This is a genomic window from Comamonas sp. Z3 (assembly GCF_008121565.1).
GTDB classification, from domain to species: domain Bacteria; phylum Pseudomonadota; class Gammaproteobacteria; order Burkholderiales; family Burkholderiaceae_C; genus Comamonas; species Comamonas brasiliensis.
Genome location: NZ_VOQU01000003.1, coordinates 635048 through 661154 on the forward strand (window position 1 = coordinate 635048; position 26107 = coordinate 661154).

Sequence of the window (26107 nt, forward strand, 5' to 3'; positions counted from 1 at the left end):
CCGCTTTAAAACAAAGGATTTGCGCTTGGTTCGTTGCTGAAACCAAGGCAAATCCAGCGGTGGCTGCAATGATTTTTGACGAAAAGGAAAGAGTTACATGAAATCGCTACTCGACCTGTTCAAGCAATTTACGCCTGATGAGCATTTCGATGCCATCAAGATCGGCCTGGCCTCGCCCGAGAAGATCCGTTCCTGGTCTTTCGGTGAAGTGAAGAAGCCTGAAACGATCAACTACCGTACTTTCAAGCCCGAGCGTGATGGTCTGTTCTGCGCCAAGATCTTTGGCCCGATCAAGGACTACGAATGCCTGTGCGGCAAGTACAAGCGCCTCAAGCACCGCGGTGTGATCTGCGAGAAGTGCGGCGTTGAAGTCACACAGACCAAGGTGCGTCGCGAACGCATGGGTCACATCGACCTGGCCGCGCCCTGCGCCCATATCTGGTTCCTGAAGTCCCTGCCTTCGCGCCTGGGCCTGGTGCTGGACATGACGCTGCGCGACATCGAGCGCGTGCTGTACTTCGAAGCCTATGTGGTGACCGACCCCGGCATGACTCCGCTGAAGAAGTTCAGCATCATGACCGAGGACGACTACGACGCCAAGCAACTCGAGTACGGCTACGATGAGTTCACCGCCAAGATGGGCGCTGAAGGCATCAAGGACCTGCTCGAAGGCATCGACATCGACGTCGAGATCGAGCGCCTGCGCAACGATCTGACCGGCTCCGAAGTCAAGGTCAAGAAGAACGCCAAGCGCCTGAAGCTGCTGGAAGCGTTCAAGAAGTCCGGCATCAAGCCCGAGTGGATGGTGATGGAAGTGCTGCCCGTGCTGCCTCCCGATCTGCGTCCTCTGGTGCCTCTGGACGGTGGCCGTTTCGCCACTTCCGACCTGAACGACCTGTACCGCCGCGTCATCAACCGCAACTCGCGTCTGCGTCGTCTGCTCGAGCTCAAGGCTCCTGAAATCATCGCGCGCAACGAAAAGCGCATGCTGCAGGAAGCGGTGGACTCGCTGCTGGACAACGGTCGTCGCGGCAAGGCCATGACGGGCGCCAACAAGCGTGCCCTGAAGTCTCTGGCCGACATGATCAAGGGCAAGAGCGGTCGTTTCCGTCAGAACTTGCTGGGCAAGCGCGTGGACTACTCCGGTCGTTCCGTGATTACCGTGGGTCCTTACCTCAAGCTGCACCAGTGCGGTCTGCCCAAGCTGATGGCGCTGGAGCTGTTCAAGCCCTTCATCTTCGCGCAGCTCGAGCAGCGCGGCATCGCCACGACCATCAAGGCGGCCAAGAAGGAAGTGGAAGCCGGTACGCCCGTGGTGTGGGACATCCTTGAAGAAGTCATCAAGGAACACCCCATCATGCTCAACCGTGCGCCTACGCTGCACCGTCTGGGTATCCAGGCGTTCGAGCCCATCCTGATCGAAGGCAAGGCCCTGCAACTGCACCCGCTGGTCTGCGCGGCCTTCAACGCCGACTTCGACGGTGACCAGATGGCTGTTCACGTGCCCCTGTCTGTCGAAGCGCAGATGGAAGCCCGCGTGCTGATGCTGGCCTCGAACAACGTGCTGTTCCCCGCTTCGGGCGAACCCTCCATCGTTCCTTCCCAGGACGTGGTGCTGGGTCTGTATCACGCCACGCGTGAAAAGATCAACGGCAAGGGTGAAGGCATGGTGTTTGCCGACCTGATGGAGCTGCAACGCGCTCTGGATGCCGGCGAGACCGAACTGCACGCCAAGATCAGCGTGCGCCTGACCGAGTGGAACAAGAACAAGGAAACCGGCGAATTCGAGCCCGTGACCTCGCTCGTGGAAACCACCGTGGGCCGTGCCCTGCTGTCTGAAATCCTGCCCAAGGGCCTGGCTTTCAGCAACATGAACAAGGCGCTGAAGAAGAAGGAAATCTCCAAGCTGATCAACGCCTCCTTCCGCAAGTGCGGTCTGAAGGCCACGGTCGTGTTTGCCGACAAGCTGCTGCAAAACGGCTTCCGTCTGTCCACGCACGCTGGTATCTCGATCTCCATCGACGACATGCTGGTGCCTCCGCAAAAGGCCGACATCCTGGCCCGCGCAGAGTCCGAAGTGAAGGAGATCGAGCAGCAGTACGTCTCGGGTCTGGTGACCTCCGGCGAGCGCTACAACAAGGTGGTGGACATCTGGGGCAAGGCCGGCGACGACGTGTCCAAGGTGATGATGGACCAGCTCAAGGTCCAGAAGACCACAGACCGTCACGGCAACGAAGTCGATCAGGAATCGTTCAACGCGATTTACATGATGGCCGACTCCGGCGCCCGCGGCTCCGCAGCGCAGATTCGTCAGCTGGCCGGTATGCGTGGTCTGATGGCCAAGCCTGACGGCTCGATCATTGAGACGCCTATCACCGCGAACTTCCGCGAAGGCCTCAACGTGCTGCAGTACTTCATCTCGACCCACGGTGCTCGTAAGGGTCTGGCCGACACGGCGCTGAAGACGGCTAACTCCGGTTACCTGACTCGTCGTCTGGTGGACGTGACGCAGGATCTGGTCGTGAACGAACAGGATTGCGGTACCTCCAACGGCTATCTGATGCGCGCCATCGTCGAAGGCGGTGAAGTGATCGAATCCCTGCGCGACCGCGTGCTGGGCCGCTCGACCGCCGAAGAAGTGCTGCACCCCGAAACCCGTGCCGTGCTGGTGCCTGCCGGTACCCTGCTTAACGAAGACACCATCGAAGAGCTGGAAGCTCAGGGCGTGGACGAAATCAAGGTGCGTACGGCTCTGACCTGCGAAACCCGTTTCGGCCTGTGCGCCACCTGCTACGGTCGCGACCTGGGTCGTGGCGGCCTGATCAACCTCGGCGAAGCCGTGGGTGTGATCGCTGCCCAGTCCATCGGTGAACCCGGCACGCAGCTGACCATGCGTACCTTCCACATCGGTGGTGCCGCTTCGCGTGCTGCCATCGCTTCGAGCGTGGAAGCCAAGTCCAATGGTGTCATCGGCTTCAACAGCACGATGCGCTATGTGTCCAACACCAAGGGCGAGCTGGTGGTGATTTCGCGTTCCGGCGAGATCGTGATCAGCGAAAACGGCCGTGAGCGCGAGCGTCACAAGGTGCCTTATGGCGCCGTACTGACCATCAAGCCCGATGAAGCCATCAAGGCCGGCAAGATCCTGGCGAACTGGGACCCGCTGACCCGACCCATCATTACCGAATACGCCGGTCAAGTGCGTTTCGAGAATGTGGAAGAAGGTCTGACGGTGGCCAAGCAGGTCGACGAAGTGACCGGTCTGTCCACTCTGGTGGTGATCGACCCCAAGCGTCGTGGCTCCGCCAAGGTAGTGCGTCCCCAGGTCAAGCTGATCGACGCCAACAACCAGGAAGTCAAGATCCCTGGTACCGACCATGCCGTGACGATCGGCTTCCAGGTCGGCGCCCTGATTCAGGTGCGCGACGGCCAGGACGTGGGCCCCGGCGAAGTGCTGGCCCGTATCCCTGTGGAAGGTCAGAAGACCCGCGACATTACCGGCGGTCTGCCCCGTGTGGCCGAACTGTTCGAAGCCCGTACGCCCAAGGACAAGGGCACTCTGGCCGAGATGACCGGTACTGTGTCCTTCGGTAAGGAAACCAAGGGCAAGATCCGACTGCAGATCACCGATCTGGAAGGCAAGGTCTGGGAAGAACTGGTGCCCAAGGAGCGCAACATTCTGGTCCACGAGGGCCAGGTGGTGAACAAGGGCGAGTCCATCGTTGACGGTCCTGCCGATCCTCAAGACATCCTGCGTCTGCTGGGTATCGAAGAGCTGTCGCGCTACATCGTGGACGAGGTGCAGGACGTTTACCGCCTGCAGGGTGTGAAGATCAACGACAAGCACATCGAAGTGATCGTGCGTCAGATGCTGCGTCGCGTGATCATCGAGAACTCTGGCGATACCACCTACATCCAGGGTGAACAGGTCGAGCGTTCCGAGGTGCTCAACACCAACGAACAGATGCAGAAGGAAGGCAAGCTGCCTGCCACGTACTCCAACGTGCTGCTGGGTATCACCAAGGCTTCGCTGTCGACCGACTCGTTCATCTCTGCGGCTTCCTTCCAGGAAACCACCCGTGTTCTGACCGAAGCTGCCATCATGGGCAAGCGCGACGAACTGCGTGGCCTGAAGGAAAACGTGATCGTGGGTCGTCTGATCCCCGCCGGTACCGGTCTGGCCTATCACCAGGCTCGCAAGGCCAAGGACGAAATGGACGATGCCGAGCGTCGTGCCATCGCCGAAGCCGAAGAAGCCGAGCTGGCCGGTGTGCTGGCTGATGACGTCGAAGCACCTGCTGGCGACGCCTCTGCCGACTAAGCATGGCATTGGGCCGCGGCCGGCAACGGCTGCGGTTCGCTGCTGATGCACCGCGCTCCCGCTCTGCCTTGTGCAGACGGGAGCGTTTTTCATTGATCAAGACACGATTTGCGCAAGTTCGGATCAGGCATGGCGCTTTTTCGATGAACATGCCCACTGCGCCTTCCTGTCTGCCTCAGTTTCCCAAGTTTTTCAGGTCTGCTCTTCATGACTTCCAAGCCTTCCCAACCCAAGAACGCCGCGGCTGGTGCTGCTGTGCCCAATGCTCCTGCCCTGTGGCAACAGCTGGATGCAGTGGCCAAGGCCTTGCACGGCATCCTGGGTGGCCAGTCCAGCAAGGCTGTGCTGGCACAGGTGCCGCAGCGCTTGCGTCCGGGAGTGCAGGCCTTGCTGTTCCAGGTGCTGCGCAATCTGGGGCGTGCCCAGGCGCTGCAAAGGCAGCTGGTGTCGCGGGCTCCCGCGCCCAAGGTCAGCGCCCTGCTGAGCACGGCGCTGGCTCTGGCCTGGGATGAGGCGCAAGCCCCTTACCCGCCCTTCACCCTGGTCAACCAGGCCGTGGAAGCCGCCAAGAACGGTGCGGCACGCGCGCAGTCCGGCTTCATCAATGCCTGCCTGCGCCGCTTTCTGCGCGAGCGCGATGCCCTGGTGAGCGCCACTGACAACGATCCCGTGGCTGTCTGGAATCACCCTGCCTGGTGGATTGCACGGCTCAAGAAAGACCATCCCCAGGACTGGCAGACCATTCTGGCGGCCAACAATGCCCAGCCGCCCATGACGCTGCGCGTGAATGCACAGAAAAGCACGGCAGCCCAGTATCAGGATGCGCTGCAGGCGATGGGCCTGAAGGCGACGGCCGTCGCCGAGTGCGGTCTGCAGCTGGAGCAGGCCGTGCCCGTGCAGGAGCTGCCGCATTTCGACGAGGGCTGGACCTCGGTGCAGGATGCTGCGGCGCAGGCTGCGGCACCGCTGCTGCTGGCCGGCTTGCCCCAGCCCCAGGGGCGCCCGCTGCGCGTGCTGGATGCCTGTGCCGCGCCCGGCGGCAAGACCGCCCATCTGATCGAACGTGCCGTGCCCGGCAGCATCGAAGTCACGGCCCTGGAGATCGATCCCGAGCGGGCTCGTCGCATCGATGAAACCCTGTCGCGCCTGGGCTTGAAGGCCAAGGTGCTGGTGGCCGATGCCTCCGCCCCAAAGGACTGGTTCGAATCTCAATGCGGCGCCCAGCCCTTCGATGCCATCTTGCTTGATGCGCCCTGCACGGCATCGGGCATTGTGCGTCGCCAGCCCGATGTGCGCTGGCTGCGCCGTGAAAGCGATGTGGCCCAGCTGGCAGACATACAGTCCAGGCTGCTGGACACCTTGTGGCCGCTGCTGCAGCCCGGCGGGCGCATGGTCTATTGCACCTGCTCGGTCTTCAAGGCCGAGGGCGATGCCCAGATGCAAGCGTTTCTTGCACGCAACACTACGGCGGCCAGCTTGCCTGCTCCGGGCCATTTAATTCCCGGCAAAGCCGCCAAACACGATTCCGTGTCCGACAATCCCCTGGGTGACCACGACGGCTTTTTTTACGCTCTGCTGGAAAAATTGCGCTAACGCTGTAGCGGGGGCCTTTCGGCGTGCGGCCCGTGCAGCCTCGATGGTGCTGGCGCTATCCCTGGTCTTCGTGCTGGCCCGGGCCGATACCGTGCCGCCGGACATCAGCTCCATGCAGCTCACGCGCACCGAGGACGGCGTGTTTCTCTCGGCCAATCTGCAGTTCGAGCTGCCCGGTCAGGTGGAAGACGCCCTGCGCCAGGGCATTCCCATGTATTTCATTGCCGAAGCCCAGGTACAGCGCGAGCGCTGGTACTGGTCCGATCAGCAATTGGGTATTGCCACCCGTTATTACCGCATCACGCACCAGCCGCTCACCAAACGCTGGCGTCTGCATATCTCCAACTCCGCCTTCACCGGCGGCAGCGGCACCGGGCTGGCGCTGGGCCAGACCTACGAGCAGCTCGAGGATGCCATCGCGGCCATTCAGCGCATCTACCGCTGGAAGATTCTGGAGCCCGCCCAGCTCGGCTCCACCTCGGGCGTTTCGGTGCAGCTGCGCTTTCGCGTGGATCTGTCGTCCCTGCCCAGGCCTTTGCAGATCGGTGCGCTGGGGCGCTCGGGCTGGAATCTGCAGATGTCGCGCACGCAGACCCTGGAGGCGACTCCCTGATGGCAGACTTCAAGCTCCCGGACGGCGAGGCCGGCGGCTCCTCGGCCGCACGCTGGTCGCGCGCCACGCGCTGGGCCGTCGGTACGGGCGTGGTGCTGATGGTGGTGGTGGGGGTGCTGCTGCTGTTCCTGCTGACCCTGGCCACCAACAACCGGCTGGCCTACGAGCGCAACTACAACTGGCTGTTTGCGGCCAATGTGGTGGTGGCCGGATTGCTGCTGCTGGTGCTGTTCTGGGGCGGGGTGCGCCTGGCGCTGAGGCTCAGGCGCGGGCGTTTCGGCAGCAAGCTGCTGCTCAAGCTGGCCGGCATCTTCACCCTGGTGGGCTTGCTGCCGGGCTTGCTGATCTATGTGGTGTCCTACCAGTTCGTTTCACGCTCCATCGAGAGCTGGTTCGACGTCAAGGTCGAAGGGGCGCTGTCCGCCGGCGTGAGCCTGGCCAGCGCCACGCTGGATACGGTGGCCAACGACATGGCCAACAACACGCGCACCGCAGGCCTGCAGCTGTCCCAGACCTCGGATGCCGGGGCCGCGCTGATGCTGGAGCGCATCCGCGATCAGATCGGCGCCACCGATGTGGTGCTCTGGAACGCCTCGGGCAAGGCCATCGCCAGCGCCGGCCAGTCTCTGTTCAGCCTCGCACCCGAGCGGCCCAATACCCAGCTGCTGCGCAGCCTGAGGGAGCAGGGCGGGCAGCGCGCCGTGGCCAGCATCGAAGGTCTGGATGATGCCGGCGATGTGCCTGCCGAGCAGGCCGCCGCCAATGCCAAGGTGCGCACGCTGGCGCTGGTACCCAGCTCGGCCGTGAATCTGCTCGAAGAAGCGCGCTATCTGCAGGCCACGATCCCCTTGCCTCAGGCCCTGGTCATCAATGCCCTGGCCGTACAGGAGGCCAATCGCGAGTACCAGGAGCGAGCGCTTGCTCGCGGTGGTTTGCAGCGCATGTACATCGGCACATTGACGCTGGCGTTGTTTCTGGCCGTGTTTGGCGCCGTGGTGCTGGCCGTGGTGCTGGGCAACCAGCTGGCCAAGCCGCTGCTGCTGCTGGCCCAGGGCATGCGTGATGTGGCGCGTGGCGATCTGCGCCCCAAGCCCGCGTTGCAGAGCAAGGACGAGATCGGCGGGCTGACGCGCTCCTTTGCCGTCATGACCCAGCAACTGGCCGATGCGCGCTCCGATGCCAATCGCAATCTGCTGCAGCTCGATGCAGCGCGCAGCAATCTGCAGACCATTCTGGACAACCTCACATCGGGCGTCATCGTGCTCGATCGTGCCGGGCGCATCGTGCTCAGCAACCCCGGCGCGACACGTATTCTGCGTGCGCCCATGGCGGTATTCCAGGGCAAGCGACTGCGCGATGTCTCGGGCCTGCAGGACTTTGCCCGTGTGGTGCAGGAGCAGTTCGAGATCTTCCTGGGCGATGCTTCGGCCCAGCAGGGGCGGGACCGCTGGCAGCAGGTCTATGAGCTGGACGCCGGCAACGGCAACGGTGATGTGGTGCACAACACCACCAGTCTGGTCATGCGTGGTGCGGAACTGCCCGAGGACCAGCGCCTGCTGGTGTTCGATGATATTTCGGAGATCGTCTCGGCCCAGCGTGCACAGGCCTGGGGCGAGGTGGCGCGCCGCGTGGCGCATGAAATCAAGAATCCGCTGACGCCGATTCAGCTGTCTGCCGAGCGTCTGGCCATGAAGCTGACCGACAAGCTGCAGCCTGTGGACCAGGCGCTGCTGGCCAAGTCGGTGAAGACCATTGTCGATCAGGTGGCTGCGATGAAACGCCTGGTCGATGAGTTCCGCGAGTACGCACGCTTGCCGGCGGCCAATCTGCAGCCGCTGGATCTGAATGCTCTGATCGCCGAGGTGCTGCAGCTCTATGGCGAGGAAAATGCGACGGTGCGCGTGGAGGCATCCCTGGACGAAGCCTGCCCGCCCATCCAGGGCGATAGCCAGCAATTGCGCCAGGTCATCCACAATCTTTTGCAAAATGCGCAAGATTCCACGGCGCAAAGAGCGCAGGAAACAGGGCAGACTCCGGGCTCCGTCACCATCGAAACCCGCTGGATGGACACGGCCCAGCGTGTGCGCCTGAGCATCAGCGACAGTGGCACAGGTTTTGCTCCCAATATTCTGCAAAGAGCTTTCGAGCCCTATGTGACCACCAAGTCCCGCGGCACCGGCCTGGGCCTGGCGGTGGTCAAGAAAATCGCCGACGAACATGGCGCAAGAGTGGACCTGGGTAATCGAGAGGAAGACGGGGTAGTTCAAGGCGCGCGAGTGTCGCTATCATTTGTACCTAACGACCGTGCAGGGACGGCTTGATCCCGTTCAGCACAAGGCATAGCAACAGGCTTTAGACACATGGCAAACATACTAGTGGTCGACGACGAACTGGGGATCCGGGATTTGTTGTCGGAAATCCTCAACGACGAAGGTCATAGTGTGGACGTGGCAGAGAACGCCACGCAGGCACGCGTATCCAGGGCCACCAACAACTACGATCTGGTGCTGCTGGACATCTGGATGCCGGACACCGACGGCGTCACCTTGCTCAAGGAATGGGCCACGGCCGGTCAGCTCACCATGCCCGTCATCATGATGAGCGGTCATGCGACCATCGAGACGGCCGTCGAGGCAACGCGCATCGGCGCGCTGTCCTTCCTCGAAAAGCCCATCACCATGCAGAAGCTGCTCAAGGCAGTGGAGCAGGGGCTGGCGCGCAGCACGGCCAGCCAGGGCTCGGAAGCCGCCTCGCATGCCAGCAATGGCACCGCGCCATCGGCCGTGGTCAGCATCACGGCGCAGGCGGCAGAAGACAATCTGCCCAATTCGCACCAGGGCTTCGATCTCGACCGCCCCTTGCGCGAGGCGCGCGACGGCTTTGAAAAAGCCTATTTCGAATTCCACCTGGCCCGCGAAGGCGGCTCCATGACGCGCGTAGCCGAGAAGACCGGCCTGGAGCGCACCCATCTGTACCGCAAGCTGCGTCAGCTGGGCGTGGATCTCGGACGCAATCGCCGCGGATAATTTCCAAAAAAATCGCAGTTTTCGATTTGGGCTCGAAAAGTGTGCCTATAATCGTGGCTTGGGCACTGAAGAGTGTTGATGAAGGCCCGGTAGCTCAGTCGGTAGAGCAGAGGATTGAAAATCCTTGTGTCGGCGGTTCGATTCCGTCCCAGGCCACCAGATTCCAAGCCCTGGATCATTAATGATTCAGGGCTTTTCTGCATCTGGATCTGATCCGTGTCCGGAGGCATTCGCAGACCGGCGAGTGCTGCGATCTGGAATGCCCAGGCGGGGCGGGATGCGGAAAAATATGCCTATAATTGCTGCTTCAGCACATTCAAGTTGCTGGACAGCAAAGGCCCGGTAGCTCAGTCGGTAGAGCAGAGGATTGAAAATCCTTGTGTCGGCGGTTCGATTCCGTCCCAGGCCACCAGATTGAAAGCCCTGAATCAGCAATGATCCAGGGCTTTTCTCATTGCCGCCTTGAATGTCTGCAACGGGCTGTGGGCAGCAAAAAAGCAGAGCGGCTTGCGCTTGCTTTGGCTCGATTTCAAGGCGTTTCAGCTCCAGCTCGCTTTGTAGGTATGCGCAACCAGCTTTTCATTTGATAGCGCCTGCATGCTGCCGTTAAGCTTGCAGCTTTCATCGTGCACAGACAGGCACAGGAGCGCGTGTGACAGCAGAGCAGCAACCAAGGGCGTCGCAACCGGCCGCGAACTGGCAGCCGGGCCTGATCGCCATCCACGGCAACCAGACCGAGGCGCTGGCCGACACCGTGCTGGCCTGGCTGGCGGCGCATCCCTTGCAGGCGCTGGAGCCCGAGATCGTGCTGGTGCAAAGCAACGGCATGGCCGAGTGGTTCAAGATGCGCATGGCCGAGCAGCAGGGCGTGTGCGCCGCAGCACAGGTCGAGTTGCCGGCGCGCTTTGTCTGGCGCAGCTACCGGCAGATTCTGGGCAGGCACGAGGTACCGCGCGAATCGCCGCTGGACAAGACGCCCATGATCTGGCGCCTGATGCGTCTGCTGCCGCAGTGTCTGGGCGAGCCAGCGTTTGCGCCCATTGCCAGCTTTCTGCGCCCCGCAGAGCCGCAGCGCCTGCTGCAGCTGGCCGAAAAGCTGGCCGACCTGTTCGACCAGTACCAGATCTACCGCGCCGACTGGCTGGCCGCCTGGGAGCAGGGCGAGGATGTGCTGCGCACGGCGGGCCGCCCCGACGCGCCCGTGCCTGAAGGGCAGCTCTGGCAGCCCCAGCTATGGCGCAAGGTGCTGGCCGAGCTTGATGAGCAGGAGCGTGCCGCCACCCGCCCGGCCCTGCTGGCACGGATTCTGGGCGCGCTGCAAAGCGGTCAGCCGCCGGTCACGCCGCTGGCGCGCCGCGTGGTGGTGTTCGGCATGAGCCAGATGCCTCTGTCGCTGATGCAGTTTCTGAGCGGCATTGCCCAGCACAGCCAGGTGCTGATTGCCGTTCCCAACCCCTGCCGCTTTCACTGGGCCGATGCCATCGACGGGCGCGAGCTGCTGCGCCAGCAGCGCCGCCGCCATGCCGACAAGGGCGGCAAGGACCTGGCGCAGATTCCCCTGGCCGCCATGCACGCCCATGCCCATCCGCTGCTGGCGGCCTGGGGACGACAGAGCCGCGACTATGTGCGCCAGCTCGATGCCTTCGACACCACGGGCGACACTGCCGTTCAATGGGGCTGGCCGCGTGTGGATGTGTATGACGAGGCCGATGCGAGTGAGCTGATCGACGCACCGCTGCTGACCCAGGTGCAGCAGCGCATTCGCGATCTGGTGCCCATGTCGGAGCACCCAGCGGTCGAGATCGCGGCGGCCGACCAGTCCATTGTCTTTCACAAGGCCCATGGCCTGGTGCGCGAGCTTGAGGTGCTGCACGACCAGTTGCTGCAATGGCTGGCCGAGCCTGCCGCTGCGGGCCGCGCCGCGCTGGCGCCGCGCGAGGTGGTGGTCATGCTGCCGTCGATCGAAGAGGCTGCACCCGCCATCCGCGCCGTGTTCGGCCAGTACGGCCGCCACGATGCGCGCCATATTCCGTTTGATATCGCCGACGTGGGCGCGCGCGCCAGCAGCCCGCTGGTGACCGCGCTGCAATGGCTGCTCAAGCTGCCGCAGCAGCGCTGCCGCCTGAGCGAGTTGTGCGATCTGCTCGATGTGCCCGCCGTGGCGGCGCGCGTGGGGCTGGCGGCCGACGATCTGCCCCAGCTCACGCACTGGATGGCCGGTGCGGGCATTCGCTGGGGGCTCAACCATGCGCAGCGCGCCCAGTTGGGTCTGGCAGCCTGCGGTGATCCCAACAGCGCCTGGTTCGGCCTGCGCCGCATGCTGCTGGGCTATGCCAGCGGGCCGGCGCTGGAGGCCACCTTCGACGAGGCACAGGCTTTTGCCGGCATGGAGCCCTATGACGAAGTGGGGGGCCTGGCGGCCGAGCTGGCCGGATCGCTGGCCAGCTTGCTGGGGCGCATGCTGCAGTGGTGGCAAACGGCTTCAACGACCGCGGCTGCCGAGGTCTGGGCCCAGCGTTTTCGCAGTCTGATGGACGACTTCTTTGTCGCGCAGGGCGATGAGGACCAGGCCCTGTGCGCCGCACTCGACACGGCCCTGGTCGGCTGGCAGGCCGCCTGCGAGCAAGCGGGCTTCGATGCCCTGATTCCGCTGGAGGTGGCGCAGGAGGCCTGGCTGCAGGCCCTGTCGGAGCCTGCGCTCAATCAGCGCTTTCGCGCCGGCGGCGTGACTTTCTGCACGCTGATGCCGATGCGTGCCATCCCCTTCGAAGTGGTGTGTCTGCTGGGCATGAACGATGGCGACTACCCGCGCCGCGCCACGCGAGTGGACTTCGATCTGATGGCTCTGCCCGGCCAGCAGCGCCCCGGCGATCGCGCGCGCCGCGACGATGACCGTCAGCTGATGCTGGATGCCTTGCTGTCGGCCCGCAGCAAGCTCTATATCAGCTGGGCCGGCCGCCATGTGCGCGACAACAGCGAACAGCCCCCCTCGGTGCTGGTCTCGCAGCTGCGCGACTATCTGCGCCAAGGCTGGCAGGGCGAGGGCAGCTCAGGCCTTTGCGCCAGCGAGCGCGGAGATCTGCTGCTGGCCCAGCGTACCCGCCAGCATCCTTTGCAGCCCTTCAGCCGCCGCTATTTCGAACAGGCTTCAGGGCTGTCGACCTTCGCGCGCGAATGGTATGGCGCGCATGAGCAGCGGGCAGCGCAGGCGCTGCCGGTCGTGGCCGCCTTCGAGCCCGACCCCGAGGTGCCGCTGACGCTGGCGCGACTGACGGAATTTCTGCGCCATCCCGCACGCAGCTTTTTGCGCAACCGCCTGCAGGTGCGCTTTGAGCAGGACGAGGAACTGCTGGAGGACGATGAGCTTTTCAGCGTCGATGGCCTGACCGCCTACGGCCTGATTCAGCAGCTGCAGCAGGGCGTGCGCACGCAGCTGGCGCACGATGCGGCGCTGGACGTGGGCCTGCAGGTGCAGCGCCAGGTGCAGCGTCTGGGGCGTGCCGGCGTGCTGCCGCTGGCAGGTCTCGGCAGGCGCGAGGCCGAGGCCTTGCAGGCCCAGGCCACGCCGTCGCTGCTGGCCTGGCAGCAGCAGATGCGGCAGTGGCCCCATGCGGCGCCGCGCGAGCGGCTGTTGCTGCACTCCGGCGCGGTCACGCTGGACGACTGGATGGATGGCTTGCGGGAGCGCGAAGAGCCGTCCTCGGATGCGGGCTACAGCCGCTGCTGGTTCGCGCTGGAGCCGCGCACGCTGCTGAACAAAAAAGGCGAGCTGCAGGCCCATAAGCTGCTGCCCATTTATGTGCGCAGTCTGGCGCTTTCAAGCACGGGCACCGACACGCTGATGGGGGTGATCGCACGCGACACCCTGGTCTGGGTGCAGCCGCTGGAGCCTGAGGCGGCCACGCAGCGCTTGCAAGCCTTGATGCAGCTGTGGCTGGCGGGCCAGAACGAGCCCTTGCCGCTGCCTCTCAAGGCCGCCATCGCAGCCGGCCTGGACGATCTGAGCGCCGCCGCACAGGCCTACGAGGGCGGCTACATGCTGGGCGGCGAATGCGAAGACCCCAGCTGGGCGCGCTGCTACCCAGACTGGGAGGCGCTGACGGCTGATCTGCGCTTTCATGCCCTGGCCAAACAGGTCTATGGCCCGTTGCATGACTGGCTGGCCGCGCAGGTGCAGATCGAGGGCCTGCCCCTGATGCAGCGTGCAGACCAGGACGAACAACCAGGAGAGCCGGCATGAGCGCGCCCGCCAACCCGATGAAGCCCGGCAGCCAGGCGCTGAAGCCCCTGCAATTCCCGCTCTGGGGTTCGCGCCTGATCGAAGCCAGTGCGGGCACAGGCAAGACCTGGACCATTGCAGCACTCTATCTGCGGCTGGTACTGGGCCACGGCGCCGAGAACGGCTTTGCCCGGGCATTGATGCCGCCCGATATTCTGGTCATGACCTTCACGCGGGCCGCCACACGCGAGCTGTCGGATCGCATTCGTGACCGCCTGATCGAGGCCGTGCAATGCTTTCGCGGCGAGGCTGAACCGGCGGCGCACGACAGCTTCTTGCGCGATCTGCGCGATGCCTATGCCGAAGGCACAGAGCGCGACACTGCGGCCTGGCGGCTGGACATGGCTGCGCAGTGCATGGACGATGCTGCTATCCACACCATAGATGGCTGGTGCCAGCGCATGCTGCGCGAGCATGCGTTCGACAGTGGCAACCTGTTTGATGAAACGCTGGAGGCCGATGAAAGCCAGCGTCAGACCGAGGCTGCACAGGATTACTGGCGCCAGCAGTGCTACCCGCTGTCGGGCGAGGTGCTGGAGACGGCGCTGCAGGTCTGGCCCGATGTGCATGTGCTGGTCAAAGACATGCAAGCGCTGCTGCGCGAAAACGTGCCCGCTGTGGCAGGTGTCGGGTCGTTGGGCGAATGCATTACGCAGACGCATGCAGAGCGTGCGCAGCGACTGCAAGCGCTGGCCGATGGCTGGGAAGCCAAGGCCGAGCGCATGTTGCGCTGGATTGAGGGTGAACTAGACGGCCGCGCCGCGCTGTGGGACAAGCGAAAGCTGCAGGCTCGCTACTACACAGGCTGGTTTGCGGCGCTGACCGCTTGGGCGCAAGACCCGCTGAACCAGCCTCTGGAGCTCAGCGATTCCGCCCGCAAGCGCCTGTGCCCAGAGGGGATGGCCGAGGCCTTTAAGGGCTCGACCATGGACTTGCTGCTGCCCACCGAATTTTCCGAGCTGGAGCAATTGCTGAAAGCGTTGACCGGGCTGCCGTCGATCAAGGTGGCGCTGCGCCTGCATGCTGCAGTCCATGTCCAGCAGCGCCTGCTGTGGCTCAAGCGCCAGGCCGGCACCTTTGGCTTTGCCGATATGTTGCAGCGCCTGGATACCGCCTTGGCCGGCGATAACGGCCCCGCGCTGCAGGCCGGCATTCTGGCCCAGTACCCGGTGGCGCTGATTGACGAGTTCCAGGACACCTCGCCGCTGCAATACCGGCTGTTCGACCAGATCTACCGCACGGCAGACAACAGCACGGACAGCGCACTGCTGCTGATCGGCGACCCCAAGCAGTCCATCTACGGCTTTCGTGGTGCGGACATCTACAGCTATCTGCAGGCCAGGCAGGCGACCGAGGGCCGCCACTATGTGCTGGACACCAACTTCCGCTCCACGCAGGCGCTGGTCGATGCGGTCAACCAATGGTTTGTGCAGGCTGAAGTGCGCGAAGGCGAGGGCGCGTTCCTGTTCCGCGCCGGACAGAGCAATCCGCTGCCGTTCGAGAGCGTCAAGTCAAATGGCCGCAAGGAGCGGTTGATGCAGGGCAGCCAGCGCATGGCAGCGCTGACCATTGCCTGGGATGGCAGCAGCGATGAGCCGCTGAGCAATGACGACATCCGCCGCCGTGGGGCGGAGTTCTGTGCCAGCCAGATCGTGCAGTGGCTGATGGACGGTGCCACGGGCTTTGCCGAGGACGGTCAGCCGCTGCAGCGCCTGAGCCCGGCCGATGTCGCAGTGCTGGTGCGCACGGGCAAGGAAGCTACTGCCGTGCGCCGCGCGCTGGCGCGGCGCAATGTGGCCTCGGTCTATCTCTCCGATCAGGACTCGGTCTTCGCCAGCGGCGAGGCGCAGGATCTGCTGCTGTGGCTGCGTGCCGTGGCAGCCCCCCTGGACGCACTTGCCGTGCGCGCCGGTCTGGCCACGCCCATGATGGGTCTGTCGTTTGACGAGCTGGCCTGGCTGGCCAGCGATGACGAGGCCTTCGATGCGCGCAGCGAGCTGCTCAAGGAGCTGCACAGTCTCTGGCTGCGCCTGGGCGTGCTGGCCATGCTGCGCCAGACGCTGTACCGCTTTGAATTGCCGGCGCGCTGGCTGCAGGACATGGGCGGCGAGCGCCGTCTGACCAATTATCTGCACCTGGCAGAGCTGCTGCAGGGCGCGAGCGCCCAGCTGGAGGGCGAGCAGGCGTTGATCCGCTGGCTGGCCACCCAGATCGAGAGCCCGGGCGCGGCCGGCGATGCGCAGATCGTGCGGCTGGAATCGGACGCCGATCTGGTCAAGGTCGTCACCGTGCACAAGAGCAAGGGGCTGGAGTATCCGCTGGTCTGCCTGCCGTTTGGCGGCAGCTTCCGGCCTGTGGATGGCAAGGCGGCCTATCTTTCGCTGCCGGTGCAGATCGATGGCGCACCCGCACGCGAGCTGGTTCTGGACTACGACGATGCGCAGCTGGCGCAGGCCGACAAGGAGCGCCTGCGCGAGGATCTGCGCCTGCTCTATGTGGCGCTGACCCGTCCGCGCCATGCGCTGTGGATGGGGCTGGCCCCCATGAAGCGCGGCAGCAGCAAAAACTGTGCGAACGAACAGGGGGCGGCGGGCTATCTGCTGGCCGGAGCTGTTTCGCAGTCAGCAGCGGGCTGGCGCGCCAGCATCGAGGCCCTGAGCGAGCGTTGCACGGAGATCGCCGTGGTGGATCTGCCGGCCGAGCTACCCGTGGCCTCGCGCTATGTGGCCGCTCAGGCATTGCCAGCCCTGGCCGCCGCGCCGGTGTACGAGGCGCAGTTCGACCGCCGCTGGGGCATTGGCAGTTTTTCGTCGCTGACCCGCGCCATGGCCGCACCCAGCCTGCCGGTCCTGCCGGTGGCGGCACAAAGCCCTGCCGAGGACGAGCGTGCGCTGCAGGCCCAGGAGGCCGGCGAAGCTGCGCTGGACCTGGGCGTCATCAACGACGTCATGACCGCCCTGCCCACCTTGAGCAGATTCGCCGCAGGCGCGCGCAGCGATGCTGCGGTCTGGCACCGCTTCATGCGCGGCCCGGTGGTGGGCAATTTCTTGCACGACCAGCTGGAATGGCTGGCCGCAGAGGACTTTGCGCTGCAGGCTCAGGATGATCCCGACAACAGCGAGCCGCTGGCGGCCCGTCTGCTGCGCCGCTGCGAGCGCGCGGGCCGCAAGGAGCAGGCCGCCGATGTGCTGCAGTGGCTGCGCGCCGTGGTGCATCAGCCGCTGGCGCCGCTCGGTGTCTCGCTGGCCCAGCTGGGCGAAGGTGATGCGCTGTTGCCCGAGATGGAGTTCTGGCTGCCGGCGCGGCGCCTGTCGGCACCGCACATCGATGCGCTGTGCCGCCGGCATATCCTGCCCGGTCAGCCGCGCCCGGCGCTGCCAGAGCGCGAGCTGCACGGCATGCTGATGGGCTTTGCCGACCTGGTGTTTCACCATGCCGGCCGTTACTGGGTGCTGGACTACAAGACCAATCATCTGGGCCAGGACGCTGCGGCCTATGGCCCCGGGGCGCTGGAGCAGGCCATGCTCGAGCACCGCTATGACGTGCAGGCGGCGCTGTATTTGCTGGCTCTGCACCGTCTGCTGCAAAGCCGGCTGGGCGCGGCCTACGACCCCCGGGAACAACTGGGCGGCGCGCTCTATTTCTTCCTGCGCGGTCTCGATGGCGAGGCTGCCGGCATGCATGTCCTGAAGCCGCCACTGGCGCTGCTGCACGGGCTAGAGGCGCTGCTTGGCGACTGTGAGCAAGCATCGAAGGAGGAGCAGCCATGAAGGGCCGCCGCAAAGCCGATCTGCAGACGCTGGACCTGTTTGCAGCCCTCGCGGATGGGGACACGATTGCGCCGGGCACCACGGACTGGCTGGCCGCTCTGGAGCGCCTGGCCGATGCCGGCCTGCTGCGCCGCCTGGACAGCGCGCTGGCGGCTTTTGTGGCCGCGCAGGACGCCGAGGCCGGGCCCGCGCTGCTGGTGGCCACTGCCGTGCTGGCGCAGATGGAAGGGCGCGGTCACAGCTGTCTACCCCTGCAGGCGCTGGCTGGCGATCCCCATCAGATTCTCGCCTGGCCCAAGGAGGCCGAGCGACTGCAGCAATCGCTATGGGAGCAATTGCCCGGCCGGCTGGCTGACTGGCTGCAGGCCCTGCGTCGCAGCCCCGTGGTGCGTGTCGTGCAGCCGGGCGTGGTAGCGGCTGACCGAGGCCAGCCGCTGGTGCTGCTGGACGGCGCTGCGCCCTTGCTGTATCTGCGCCGCTACTGGGACTACGAGCGCAGTGTCGCCGCCCATATTGCCCAGCGCACGGCGGCCGATGCGGTGGCGCTTGACGAGCCCAAGGTCCGCGACTGGCTGGCGCGGCTTTTCACGGCCTCGGCCGATGCCGCGACGGCGCCGGACTGGCAGAAACTGGCTTGCGCGCTGGCGCTGCGCGGGCGCATGTCCGTCATCACCGGCGGGCCGGGCACGGGCAAGACCTATACGGCCGCCCGCCTGCTGGCGCTGCTGTTTGCCACGGCGCCGGATGCCGCCCAGCTGCGCGTCGCGCTGGCTGCGCCAACCGGCAAGGCGGCGGCGCGGCTCAAGCAGTCCATCGACAGCTCGCTGCTGGAGCTCAAGGAGGCCGTGGGCCGTGAACTGGATCTGGAAGCGCTGGTCAAGCGCATGGGGGCGGCACGCACCCTGCATTCGCTGCTGGGCGCCAGGCCCGATACGCGGCGCTTTGCCCACCATGCGGGCAATCCGCTGGATGTCGACGTGCTCATCGTCGATGAGGCCTCCATGATCCACCTCGAGATGATGGCCGCGCTGCTGCAGGCCCTGCCGCCCACGGCGCGCCTGATTCTGCTGGGCGACAAGGATCAGCTCGCCTCGGTGGAGGCCGGTGCCGTGCTGGGCGATCTGTGCCGCGACGCGCAGCGGGGCAATTACGCACCGGACACCGCGGCCTATGCCGGGCGCGTGACGGGCCAGCTCCTGCCAGCGCAGTACCTGGCGCCAGCCAGGGCCTTGCCGCTGGCCCAGCATACCGTCATGCTGCGCGAGAGCCGCCGCTTTGGCGGCCCGATCGGTCAACTTGCACAGGCCGTGAATGCCGGCGATGCACCGGCTGCGATGGCGCTGCTGCGCACGCAAACCCAGGCTGGCCTGCATGCCGAACTCTGGGCACGTGAAGGCGGTGACGTCGAGTCAGTGGTGCGCAGCGCCGTGCAAGGCCGCGGCGGCATGGCCAGCTATGCCGCCTATGCCGAGGTGCTGGCTCAACATGGACAGGGCAAGGGGCGCGGCTTTGCCACCGAGGCCGAGCACCAGCAATGGGTGAGGGCCGTGCTGGCCGCCTTCGACCGCTACCGCCTGCTGTGCGCCGTGCGCGACGGCAACTGGGGCGTGGCGGGCCTGAACCGCGCGGTGGAGCAGGCCCTGCAGGCCATGGGCGCCATACGCAAGGAGGGCGAGTGGTATTTGGGCCGTCCGGTGATGGTCACCCGCAACGATGCGCAACTGGGCGTGTTCAACGGCGACATCGGCATGGCCCTGCCCAGCTTTGCCGACCCGGCGCGGCTGCGCGTGTACTTCATGCAGGGCGAGCATCTGCACCATGTCAGCACGGCGCGCCTGGCCCATGTGGAGACCGCATTTGCCATGACGGTGCACAAGAGCCAGGGGTCGGAGTTCGAGCACACGGCGCTGGTGCTGGCCGCGCAGGGCGGTAACGTGCTCAGCCGCGAGCTGGTCTATACCGGCATCACGCGGGCGCGCAAGGCGTTTTCGCTGTGGGCCGAAGTGCCCGGCCTGCTGGTGTCGGCGATGGGCAGTCCCACGCAGCGCAGCAGCGGTTTGCTGGGATTCATGGAGAGTGCTCGGTAGCCTATGGGTGAGGTCCTGTTTTGATCGCTGCTGGCGCAATCCAGGTAGGAGCTGGAGGCTGATCTCGATCAGCCTTTATGGGACTTGCGCAAACAAGAATGCAACAACGGCCTGCCTGCTGAGGCAGTCATGCTGCCTGAACCCGTTTTGCGTGAGTCCTGCGATACAGGTAACCCATCTGGCCCGGCTCGAAGTGATGAGCCTGTGACACTGGCGCAGTCCAGGCGCGAGACGGCCAGCCAGGGCCACCCCGCAGTCCCTCTTCAGCAGAAGATGCGAAGCGGCTCAGTGGAGATCAGTGTTCGTAAACCGCTTCCCAGTTGGCAAATCCCTTGACCTCGATCGGGTTGCCACAAGGGTCGGTGAAGAACATCGTCCACTGCTCTCCGGGCTCGCCTTCGAAGCGCACCTGCGGCTCCAGAATGAAGGCCGTGCCAGCGGCTTTGAGACGTTCGGCCAGGGCCAGCCAGTCGGGCTTGAGCAGGATCACGCCCAGGTGGGGCATGGGCACCATATGGTTGCCGACCTTGCCGGTATTGCTCACGGCAAAGGGTTGGCCCAGGTGCAGGGAGATCTGGTGGCCGAAAAAGTCGAAATCGACCCAGGTGTCGGTGCTGCGACCCTCGCGGCAGCCCAGCACGCCGCCGTAGAAACGGCGGGCCTGGTCGAGATCGGTCACGTGATAGGCGAGATGAAAAGCGCTTTGCATGATGGTCTCAAGCGTAGCATCAGCGGGCCCGGACAGGCTAGACCAGGCCCTGCCGCATCAGCGCGCAGCCTTGGCCTGCATGCGTGCCATCAGCTCTTCGGTATTGCTCTTGCGATCGGCGTTGACCTTCTGCACCGTGGGACGCTCGCTCATGCGCGCCAGATAGTCGCGCACCGGCAGCTCGGCCAGCAGATCGCTGCCGCCCAGGATCTTGCTGGCGCTGCTGACCAGGGGCAGATGCACGATGGCGCTGCAGTCGGCCAGCGTGAAGCTGTCGCCCGCGATGAACGGGGTGTCGAAGCGGGCCAGCTTGGCAAAGGCCGCAATGTTCTTTTTCAGCTGCTCCAGGGTCTTGTCGCGCGTGGAGTCGCTGATCTTGCCGCCGAAGAAGGCCTGGGGATAGAGGTTGCGCGCCACCAGCTCCAGGTGCAGGTTCAGATAGACGCAAAGCTCACGCACCTTGGCGGCAGCAAAGGGGTCTGCGGGCAGCAGCGGCACCTTGCTGGACAGCGCTTCCACATATTCGATGATGGCGTCGGACTCGCTGATGGCGCCATGCTGGGTGCGCAGATACGGCACCTTGCCCAGCGGCGATTCCTCGGGATTGGTGCTGCCCAGCCAGGCCAGCTCCTCGGCGAAGGGAATCTGCTTTTCCATCAAGGCCAGCTTGACCTTGTTGTAGTAGTTGCTGGCCGAAAATCCGCACAAAGTCAGCATGCTTGTCTCCTGATCGGTGGTTGTGAATAGGTATCCGTGGCCAGCCATCGTAGAGGCAAGTGGTGCAAGCCCTGCGTCGCCAACCGGATAGCGGTCCGGCTCCTACAATCGCCTCATGCATTGGCGCGCGCACCCTCCTCGGCACCAACCGGCAGCCCTTGTGGCGCGCTGGGCGCTGGGTGCGTGGTTTTGCATTTTGCTGGTCAGCATACTCACGCCCTGGGCGCGCGCCACGCCGCCTGCCGGCTGGGAGGCGGTGTGCACGGCCAGCGGCAGCACCCACTGGGTGCCCAGCCCCGCCAGCGACGATGCGGCCACCCCGCATGGACTCGATTGCGCGCTGTGCCTGCCGATGCTGGCGCCGCCGCCCGCGCAGCAGCCAGGCCCGGGCAGTCACCGCGCCGTTCTCGATGCCCGGCCCTGGGCCGAAGTCGCACACAGAGCTTTTGTCTCCACCCTGCCGCCCGTACGTGCGCCGCCCTTTGAAACCCTGAAAAACATAGCTGAAGGCGCTTGATGGTCAAGCGCTTCAGTTCGATTTGAGATTGACACGACTTGCACAAATCAGGCCCAGGCAAGGGCTTGGTTTCAAGGAGATGCATCCTGATGCACCCTTGTTTGCGTAAGTCCAGACTGAATTTGAATGGAGATGGTTTCATGAATACGCGTCGTTTTACCCTGATGGCCCTGGGTTCGCTGGTCGCTTCGTTGCTGGTTTCGGGGGGCGCCTGGGCCCATGCCGATGCCGCCCATGTCAAGGTCGAGAACGCCTGGGCCCGCGCCAGCGTGGCGGGTCAGCAGGCCTCGGGGGCCTTCATGCGCCTGACGGCCCAGGAGCCGCTCAAGCTCGTGGGCGTGGAAACCCCGGCCGCTGCCGTGGCCGAGGTGCACGAGATGAAGATGCAGGGCGATGTGATGCGCATGCGCGCCATCGAGGCCCTGGAGCTGCCCCAGGGCGTGGCGGTGGATCTCAAGCCCGGCGGCTATCACCTGATGCTGCAGCAGCTCAAGGCCCCGCTGGTCAAGGACAGCCAGGTGCCCGTGACCCTGGTGTTCAAGGATGCCAAGGGCGCCCTCTCGCGCCTGAGCCTGCAGCTGCCGGTGCGCGCGACGGCCCCAGCGGCTGCCGGTGCCGGGCACCAGCACATGGGCCAGGGCGGGCATCAGCATTGAGGCCCTGAGCCAGGGTTGCTGCCTGCTCCCTTGTTTGCAGCAAACATCACAAGTGCAGTAAGCTAGTTCCGCATCCGGCCCTGTCCGGATGCGGATTCTGGTATCCATCCCTGCAGCGGAGAGCACTATGAGCGGTGACGCATCGGCATTTGGTTTCGGCAAGTTCATTCCCGGCTTTGACTTTTTGCAGGGGCTGGCGCAGAGCGCTGGCGCTGCGGCCAATCCCATGGGCCGCGTGCCCCAATGGGTGGCCCCCACGGTGAGCGTGGAGGAGGTGGACAAGCGCATTGCCGAGCTCAAGGCCGTGCAGTTCTGGCTGGAGCAAAACAGCCGCGCCCTGGCTGCCACCATCCAGGCGCTGGAAGTGCAGCGCATGACGCTGTCCACGCTCAAGGACATGAATGTCAGCATGAGCGAGCTGGCCAAGTCCTTTCCTTTCCCCGGTGCAGCGCCGGCCGAGCCCGCTGCGACCGGCAATACCGGCTGGCCCATGGGCAGCGCCTCGGCCAGGACGGCAGCCGCAGAGCCATCAGCGGCGCCAGTGCCGGAGCCCGAGGCAGAACCCGCAACGACCGAGGCGGATGCCAAGGCCCAGGCCGAGCCGCCTTCTCAGGCCGGCTTGAGCCAGGCCATGCAATGGTGGGGCGCGCTGACCCAGCAGTTCCAGCAGATTGCCGCCAAGGCCATGGCCGAGCCCGTTCCTCCCGAGACCCTGGCCGCAGCCCAGCGCGCGACCGAGATGGCCAGCGGTTTTGCCAAGTCCACCATGGAAAAGGTGATGGCACAGGCCGGCGGCCTTGGCGCTGCAGCTGCAGCAAAAAGTGCGGCAAAGAGCGCTGCGGCAGCCGAGCCCAGGCCTGCACGCAAGGCGGCGGCCAAGACCGTTCAACCCAAAACGGCAGCCAGCAAGACGGCAGCTGCTAAAAAAACTGCTTCCAAGCAGCCTGCCGCCAAAAAGACGGCAGCCAAAACCTCTGCTACCTCGCGCAAGCCCTGAGCAATCCCTTCCCGCCAAGGTGGAAAATCGTGCTTGCAAGGCATCCACGCCCCAGCAAGAACAGGAGGGCTTATGTCATTGTTTCCCGTCGCTCATGCCGCTCATGAAGACTGGCGCACTGCGGCAGAGCAAGTCGTGCTGCAACTGCGCGAGCAACTGCTGCGCCAGTCGCTGCAGCCGCACCGCCTGGGTCTGATCTATATCGCCCAGGGACTGGTGCCCCATGCGCAGCAACTGCTGGCGCTGCTGGCGCGCGAGCTGCCCCAGGTCACCGACTGGGTGGGCAGCTCCGGCCATGCCGTGCTGGCCATGGAGCATGAGTATTCCGAAAGCTCCTCGCTGGCGGTGATGCTGCTGGACCTGCCCGCCGCCCATTACCGCGTCTACTCCGGTGTGGCGCCGCTGGCGCAAAGCGGCGCCGAAGCCGGATTCGAAGCCCATTCGGCCCTGGTGCACTCCAGCATCGACCAGCCCGATCTGGCAGAGCTGCTGCTGGAGCTGTCCGAGCGCATCAGCTCGGGAAACCTGTTTGGGGCGCTCAGCAGCGAGCAGGGTGTGCAGTTCGCCTGCCGCGCCGAAGATCTGCCCCGGCTGCGCGCCCAGGCCAGCGTCGGCATTTTTCATGCCGGCTTTTCGGGGGTGGCCTTCGATGCCGACGTGGCCTGCACCTCCAGGTTGGCCCAGGGCTGTGCGCCTTTGGACACGGGGCTTGCGATTACCGAGGCCAGGGGCCCGGTGGTGCTGGAGCTGGAAGGCGAGCCCGCCTTGCCCCGACTGCTGCAGATGCTGGATGTGGAAGCCAGCCCCAGCGCCGGCGGCGGCTGGCAGGCTGCGCTGTCCCAGCTGCGCAAGACCCAGGCGGCGATCGCACCGCTGGGCCGGGGTCTGGAGCGTGGCGCGCTGACCGACGAGGCCCAGGTGCTGCATATCGTGGGGCTGGACCCGGTGCGCCAGGGCATTGCGCTGTCGTCGCCCGTGGAGGCCGAGCATACGGTGATCTTCTGCCAGCGCCAGAGCAGCGCGGCACGCCATGAGCTGATGCAGATGGGCGCGGCCCTCAAGGATGCGCTGCAGCCCGACTTTGCCGATGCCGGCCTCGAAACCATGGCCGAGGCGGCCGTGCCGCAGCATGTACGCGGTGCCATCTATGTGAGCAGCAAGGGGCGGGGCAGCGAGCTGTTTGGCGGCGTCGATGCCGAGCTCAAGCTGCTGCGCCATGCGCTGGGGCCGGTGCCCCTGATCGGTCTGGTGGCCGAGGCACAGCTGATGGATGCGCATGTGCATCAGCTGGCCGGCGTGCTGACGGTGTTTACCGGCAAATAGTATGAAATTTGATAGCTTCTATCGCTTTATTTAAAAGGATTTCAGAATCAATTGATGCTGAAATCATTAGCTGGAAAGCACAAGCAGCTATAAAAAAATATGGGGTGCCCCGAAACCGGCGCAGCCCAACAAAGACATGGCAAGCAAGCGCTGCCGCGCAGCGAAGCTGTCGTCCCCCTCCCGTAGCGCGCAGCGCGTAGAGAAAGGGGGAAGCGGCGGGGCCGCCCCGGCAAAGCCGCTCAGGGGGTTGAATACAGCTCCACACCCAGATTCAGCATCAGGCGATTGGCCCAGCCGAACAGTGCGGCCGAGTGCAGCATGTCCAGGATTTCCAGATCGGACAGGCCTGCATCACGCAGCGGCTGCAGCTGCTGCGGGCCAAAGCTGCCCGGCGCACGCGTCAGCGTCAGCGAAGCCTGGATGATGGCGCGCTCGCGGGCATTGGTGCCGGCAGTGTCAGGCTCGTCAAACAGCTGGGCCATCACATCGTTGCGCTTGGCCAGTTGCTCGAAGCGCTGAGCGTGCACCGATGCGCAGTACACGCAGCGGTTGGAGCGAGAGACGGCAGTGGCTGCCACTTCACGCTCGGCGCGGGAAAGGCCGCCGGGCGCATACATGATGGCGTTGAAGGCCTGGGAGCGCTCCAGCAGCACCTGGGGCTGGCGGGCCAGCAGCAGGTAGAAGTCCATGCTCTTGGCCTTGGGGTGGCTGACCTCCAGCACCTGCTGCTGCTCGGGCGTGGCGGTGCCGGGGTCCAGCACCTGCAGCCAGGCCTTCCAGTCCAGCGTCTCGCTGGTGAAGCCGTTGCGGCGCAGCGGCTCGCCGGGCGGCGGCAGGTTGGCGGGGTGGACAAAGGGTGCTGCATCGACAGGCTGGGTGGCAGGCGCTTCGGTCACGCCGCCCAGCTCGCCCATGGCCTTCACACCCGCCAGCAGGCGGGCCTGATAGGCCACAAAGCCGATCAGCTGGGCCAGCAGCACGGTGTCGTTGAGCGACAGGCCAGCGGCCGGAATGGCCAGCAGCGCGGCCTGATCGCTCTGGGCCGGGTTCAGGGCCAGCGTGCGCACAAAGTGCAGCATGGCGTCCAGGCGCGCATTGCCGGTCTGGGCGCCGGGCTGATCGAGGATGGCACGCAGCTCGGGCGTGATGGCTTGGCCCAGGGCCTCGGCGCGGCTGCGGTATTCGGCTTCCAGCGTGCTCACGCCGCTGACGCGGGCCTGCTCGGCGGCCAGCACCAGGCGCTCGGCCTGGGTCAGCGCGCTGTCCAGTTGATTGCCCAGCAGCAGGTCTTCGCAGGCCTGGGTGGCCAGAGCGACTTTTTCGCGCTCGTGACGGGTGGTGAATGTGGGGCTGCCCTGTTCGAGGCCGGCCAGTCGGTCTATGGTGTCTGTCATGCGAAGTCTCTTGATTGAATGCCGCCAACACAAGCCTTGATACATCGTAGCGAAGCCTGGTCGTACTTCCGTACTGCCTGCGGCTTCGGGTCTTGTCTCAAGTCG

At 65.0% G+C, this 26107-nt stretch carries 15 protein-coding genes and 2 tRNA genes; 14 read left to right on the forward strand and 3 right to left on the reverse strand.

Translation table 11 applies throughout. The features are described 5' to 3' along the window. The first annotated feature begins 97 nt into the window (after positions 1 to 97). The 10 genes from rpoC to recD all read left to right on the forward strand — a co-directional run bounded on the left by rpoC (position 98) and on the right by recD (position 19689). Complete coding sequence (gene rpoC / locus FSY59_RS11480) at positions 98 to 4321, forward strand: DNA-directed RNA polymerase subunit beta' (RefSeq protein WP_003065685.1); 4224 nt, start codon at positions 98 to 100, stop codon at positions 4319 to 4321. Positions 4322 to 4528: 207 nt separating this feature from the next. Then, positions 4529 to 5914 carry a 16S rRNA (cytosine(967)-C(5))-methyltransferase RsmB gene (rsmB, locus tag FSY59_RS11485; RefSeq protein WP_003059326.1) on the forward strand — a complete coding sequence of 462 codons (1386 nt, stop codon included), beginning with the start codon at positions 4529 to 4531 and terminating at the stop codon, positions 5912 to 5914. A 43-nt stretch (positions 5915 to 5957) separates the two neighbouring features. Then, a complete protein-coding gene (locus FSY59_RS11490) occupies positions 5958 to 6527 on the forward strand; it encodes a DUF4390 domain-containing protein (RefSeq protein ID WP_003059325.1) in 570 nt (189 codons plus the stop codon). Further along, positions 6527 to 8848 (forward strand): ATP-binding protein, encoded by a 2322-nt coding sequence (locus FSY59_RS11495; protein WP_019043329.1) that lies wholly within the window; start codon positions 6527 to 6529, stop codon positions 8846 to 8848. The genes FSY59_RS11490 and FSY59_RS11495 overlap by 1 nt, the downstream gene beginning before the upstream one ends. Before the next feature lie 39 nt (positions 8849 to 8887). Beyond that, on the forward strand, positions 8888 to 9553 hold the full coding sequence (locus FSY59_RS11500; protein ID WP_003059323.1) for a response regulator: 666 nt from the start codon (positions 8888 to 8890) through the stop codon (positions 9551 to 9553). Between the two features lie 83 nt (positions 9554 to 9636). After that, positions 9637 to 9712: transfer RNA gene (locus FSY59_RS11505), tRNA-Phe, on the forward strand. 177 nt (positions 9713 to 9889) lie between these two features. Next, a tRNA-Phe gene (locus FSY59_RS11510) sits at positions 9890 to 9965 on the forward strand. Positions 9966 to 10205: 240 nt separating this feature from the next. Then, positions 10206 to 13793 (forward strand): exodeoxyribonuclease V subunit gamma, encoded by a 3588-nt coding sequence (recC, locus tag FSY59_RS11515; protein WP_148728978.1) that lies wholly within the window; start codon positions 10206 to 10208, stop codon positions 13791 to 13793. Continuing rightward, complete coding sequence (gene recB / locus FSY59_RS11520) at positions 13790 to 17602, forward strand: exodeoxyribonuclease V subunit beta (RefSeq protein ID WP_148728979.1); 3813 nt, start codon at positions 13790 to 13792, stop codon at positions 17600 to 17602. Before recC ends, recB begins: the two co-directional genes overlap by 4 nt. After that, on the forward strand, positions 17599 to 19689 hold the full coding sequence (gene recD / locus FSY59_RS11525) for an exodeoxyribonuclease V subunit alpha (protein WP_148728980.1): 2091 nt from the start codon (positions 17599 to 17601) through the stop codon (positions 19687 to 19689). Before recB ends, recD begins: the two co-directional genes overlap by 4 nt. 295 nt (positions 19690 to 19984) lie before the next feature. Here recD and FSY59_RS11530 read toward each other — a convergent pair whose 3' ends face one another. Continuing rightward, positions 19985 to 20398, reverse strand: coding sequence for a VOC family protein (locus FSY59_RS11530; RefSeq protein ID WP_034352961.1), 414 nt, complete (start codon positions 20396 to 20398; stop codon positions 19985 to 19987). A gap of 57 nt (positions 20399 to 20455) precedes the next feature. Continuing rightward, positions 20456 to 21115, reverse strand: a complete 660-nt coding sequence (locus FSY59_RS11535) for a glutathione S-transferase (RefSeq protein WP_043007889.1) — start codon at positions 21113 to 21115, stop codon at positions 20456 to 20458. Positions 21116 to 21230: 115 nt separating this feature from the next. Between FSY59_RS11535 and FSY59_RS11540 the strand changes: the two genes are divergently transcribed. The 4 genes from FSY59_RS11540 (at position 21231) to FSY59_RS11555 (ending at position 24608) form a co-directional block, all read left to right on the forward strand. Beyond that, the gene (locus FSY59_RS11540; protein WP_255439341.1) at positions 21231 to 21632 is read left to right on the forward strand and encodes a hypothetical protein; all 402 of its coding nucleotides are present in this window, start codon (positions 21231 to 21233) and stop codon (positions 21630 to 21632) included. A gap of 140 nt (positions 21633 to 21772) precedes the next feature. After that, a complete protein-coding gene (locus FSY59_RS11545; RefSeq protein ID WP_148728981.1) occupies positions 21773 to 22288 on the forward strand; it encodes a copper chaperone PCu(A)C in 516 nt (171 codons plus the stop codon). A 127-nt stretch (positions 22289 to 22415) separates the two neighbouring features. Continuing rightward, the gene (locus FSY59_RS11550) at positions 22416 to 23285 is read left to right on the forward strand and encodes a PhaM family polyhydroxyalkanoate granule multifunctional regulatory protein (protein ID WP_148728982.1); all 870 of its coding nucleotides are present in this window, start codon (positions 22416 to 22418) and stop codon (positions 23283 to 23285) included. 72 nt (positions 23286 to 23357) lie between these two features. Next, a complete protein-coding gene (locus tag FSY59_RS11555) occupies positions 23358 to 24608 on the forward strand; it encodes an FIST N-terminal domain-containing protein (protein ID WP_148728983.1) in 1251 nt (416 codons plus the stop codon). Between the two features lie 239 nt (positions 24609 to 24847). Here FSY59_RS11555 and FSY59_RS11560 read toward each other — a convergent pair whose 3' ends face one another. Next, the gene (locus tag FSY59_RS11560) at positions 24848 to 26002 is read right to left on the reverse strand and encodes a peroxidase-related enzyme (protein WP_148728984.1); all 1155 of its coding nucleotides are present in this window, start codon (positions 26000 to 26002) and stop codon (positions 24848 to 24850) included. Positions 26003 to 26107 lie beyond the last annotated feature (105 nt).

Bases quoted from the DNA above. Each gene is read 5' to 3' on its own strand.
- FSY59_RS11490 (WP_003059325.1), top strand. From the start codon at position 5,958: ATGGTGCTGGCGCTATCCCTGGTCTTCGTGCTGGCCCGGGCCGATACC.
- FSY59_RS11495 (WP_019043329.1), top strand. From the start codon at position 6,527: ATGGCAGACTTCAAGCTCCCGGACGGCGAGGCCGGCGGCTCCTCGGCC.
- FSY59_RS11545 (WP_148728981.1), top strand. From the start codon at position 21,773: ATGAATACGCGTCGTTTTACCCTGATGGCCCTGGGTTCGCTGGTCGCT.
- FSY59_RS11500 (WP_003059323.1), top strand. From the start codon at position 8,888: ATGGCAAACATACTAGTGGTCGACGACGAACTGGGGATCCGGGATTTG.
- FSY59_RS11535 (WP_043007889.1), bottom strand. From the start codon at position 21,115: ATGCTGACTTTGTGCGGATTTTCGGCCAGCAACTACTACAACAAGGTC.
- FSY59_RS11530 (WP_034352961.1), bottom strand. From the start codon at position 20,398: ATGCAAAGCGCTTTTCATCTCGCCTATCACGTGACCGATCTCGACCAG.
- FSY59_RS11540 (WP_255439341.1), top strand. From the start codon at position 21,231: ATGCATTGGCGCGCGCACCCTCCTCGGCACCAACCGGCAGCCCTTGTG.
- FSY59_RS11560 (WP_148728984.1), bottom strand. From the start codon at position 26,002: ATGACAGACACCATAGACCGACTGGCCGGCCTCGAACAGGGCAGCCCC.
- FSY59_RS11550 (WP_148728982.1), top strand. From the start codon at position 22,416: ATGAGCGGTGACGCATCGGCATTTGGTTTCGGCAAGTTCATTCCCGGC.
- rpoC (WP_003065685.1), top strand. From the start codon at position 98: ATGAAATCGCTACTCGACCTGTTCAAGCAATTTACGCCTGATGAGCAT.
- recB (WP_148728979.1), top strand. From the start codon at position 13,790: ATGAGCGCGCCCGCCAACCCGATGAAGCCCGGCAGCCAGGCGCTGAAG.
- rsmB (WP_003059326.1), top strand. From the start codon at position 4,529: ATGACTTCCAAGCCTTCCCAACCCAAGAACGCCGCGGCTGGTGCTGCT.
- recD (WP_148728980.1), top strand. From the start codon at position 17,599: ATGAAGGGCCGCCGCAAAGCCGATCTGCAGACGCTGGACCTGTTTGCA.
- FSY59_RS11555 (WP_148728983.1), top strand. From the start codon at position 23,358: ATGTCATTGTTTCCCGTCGCTCATGCCGCTCATGAAGACTGGCGCACT.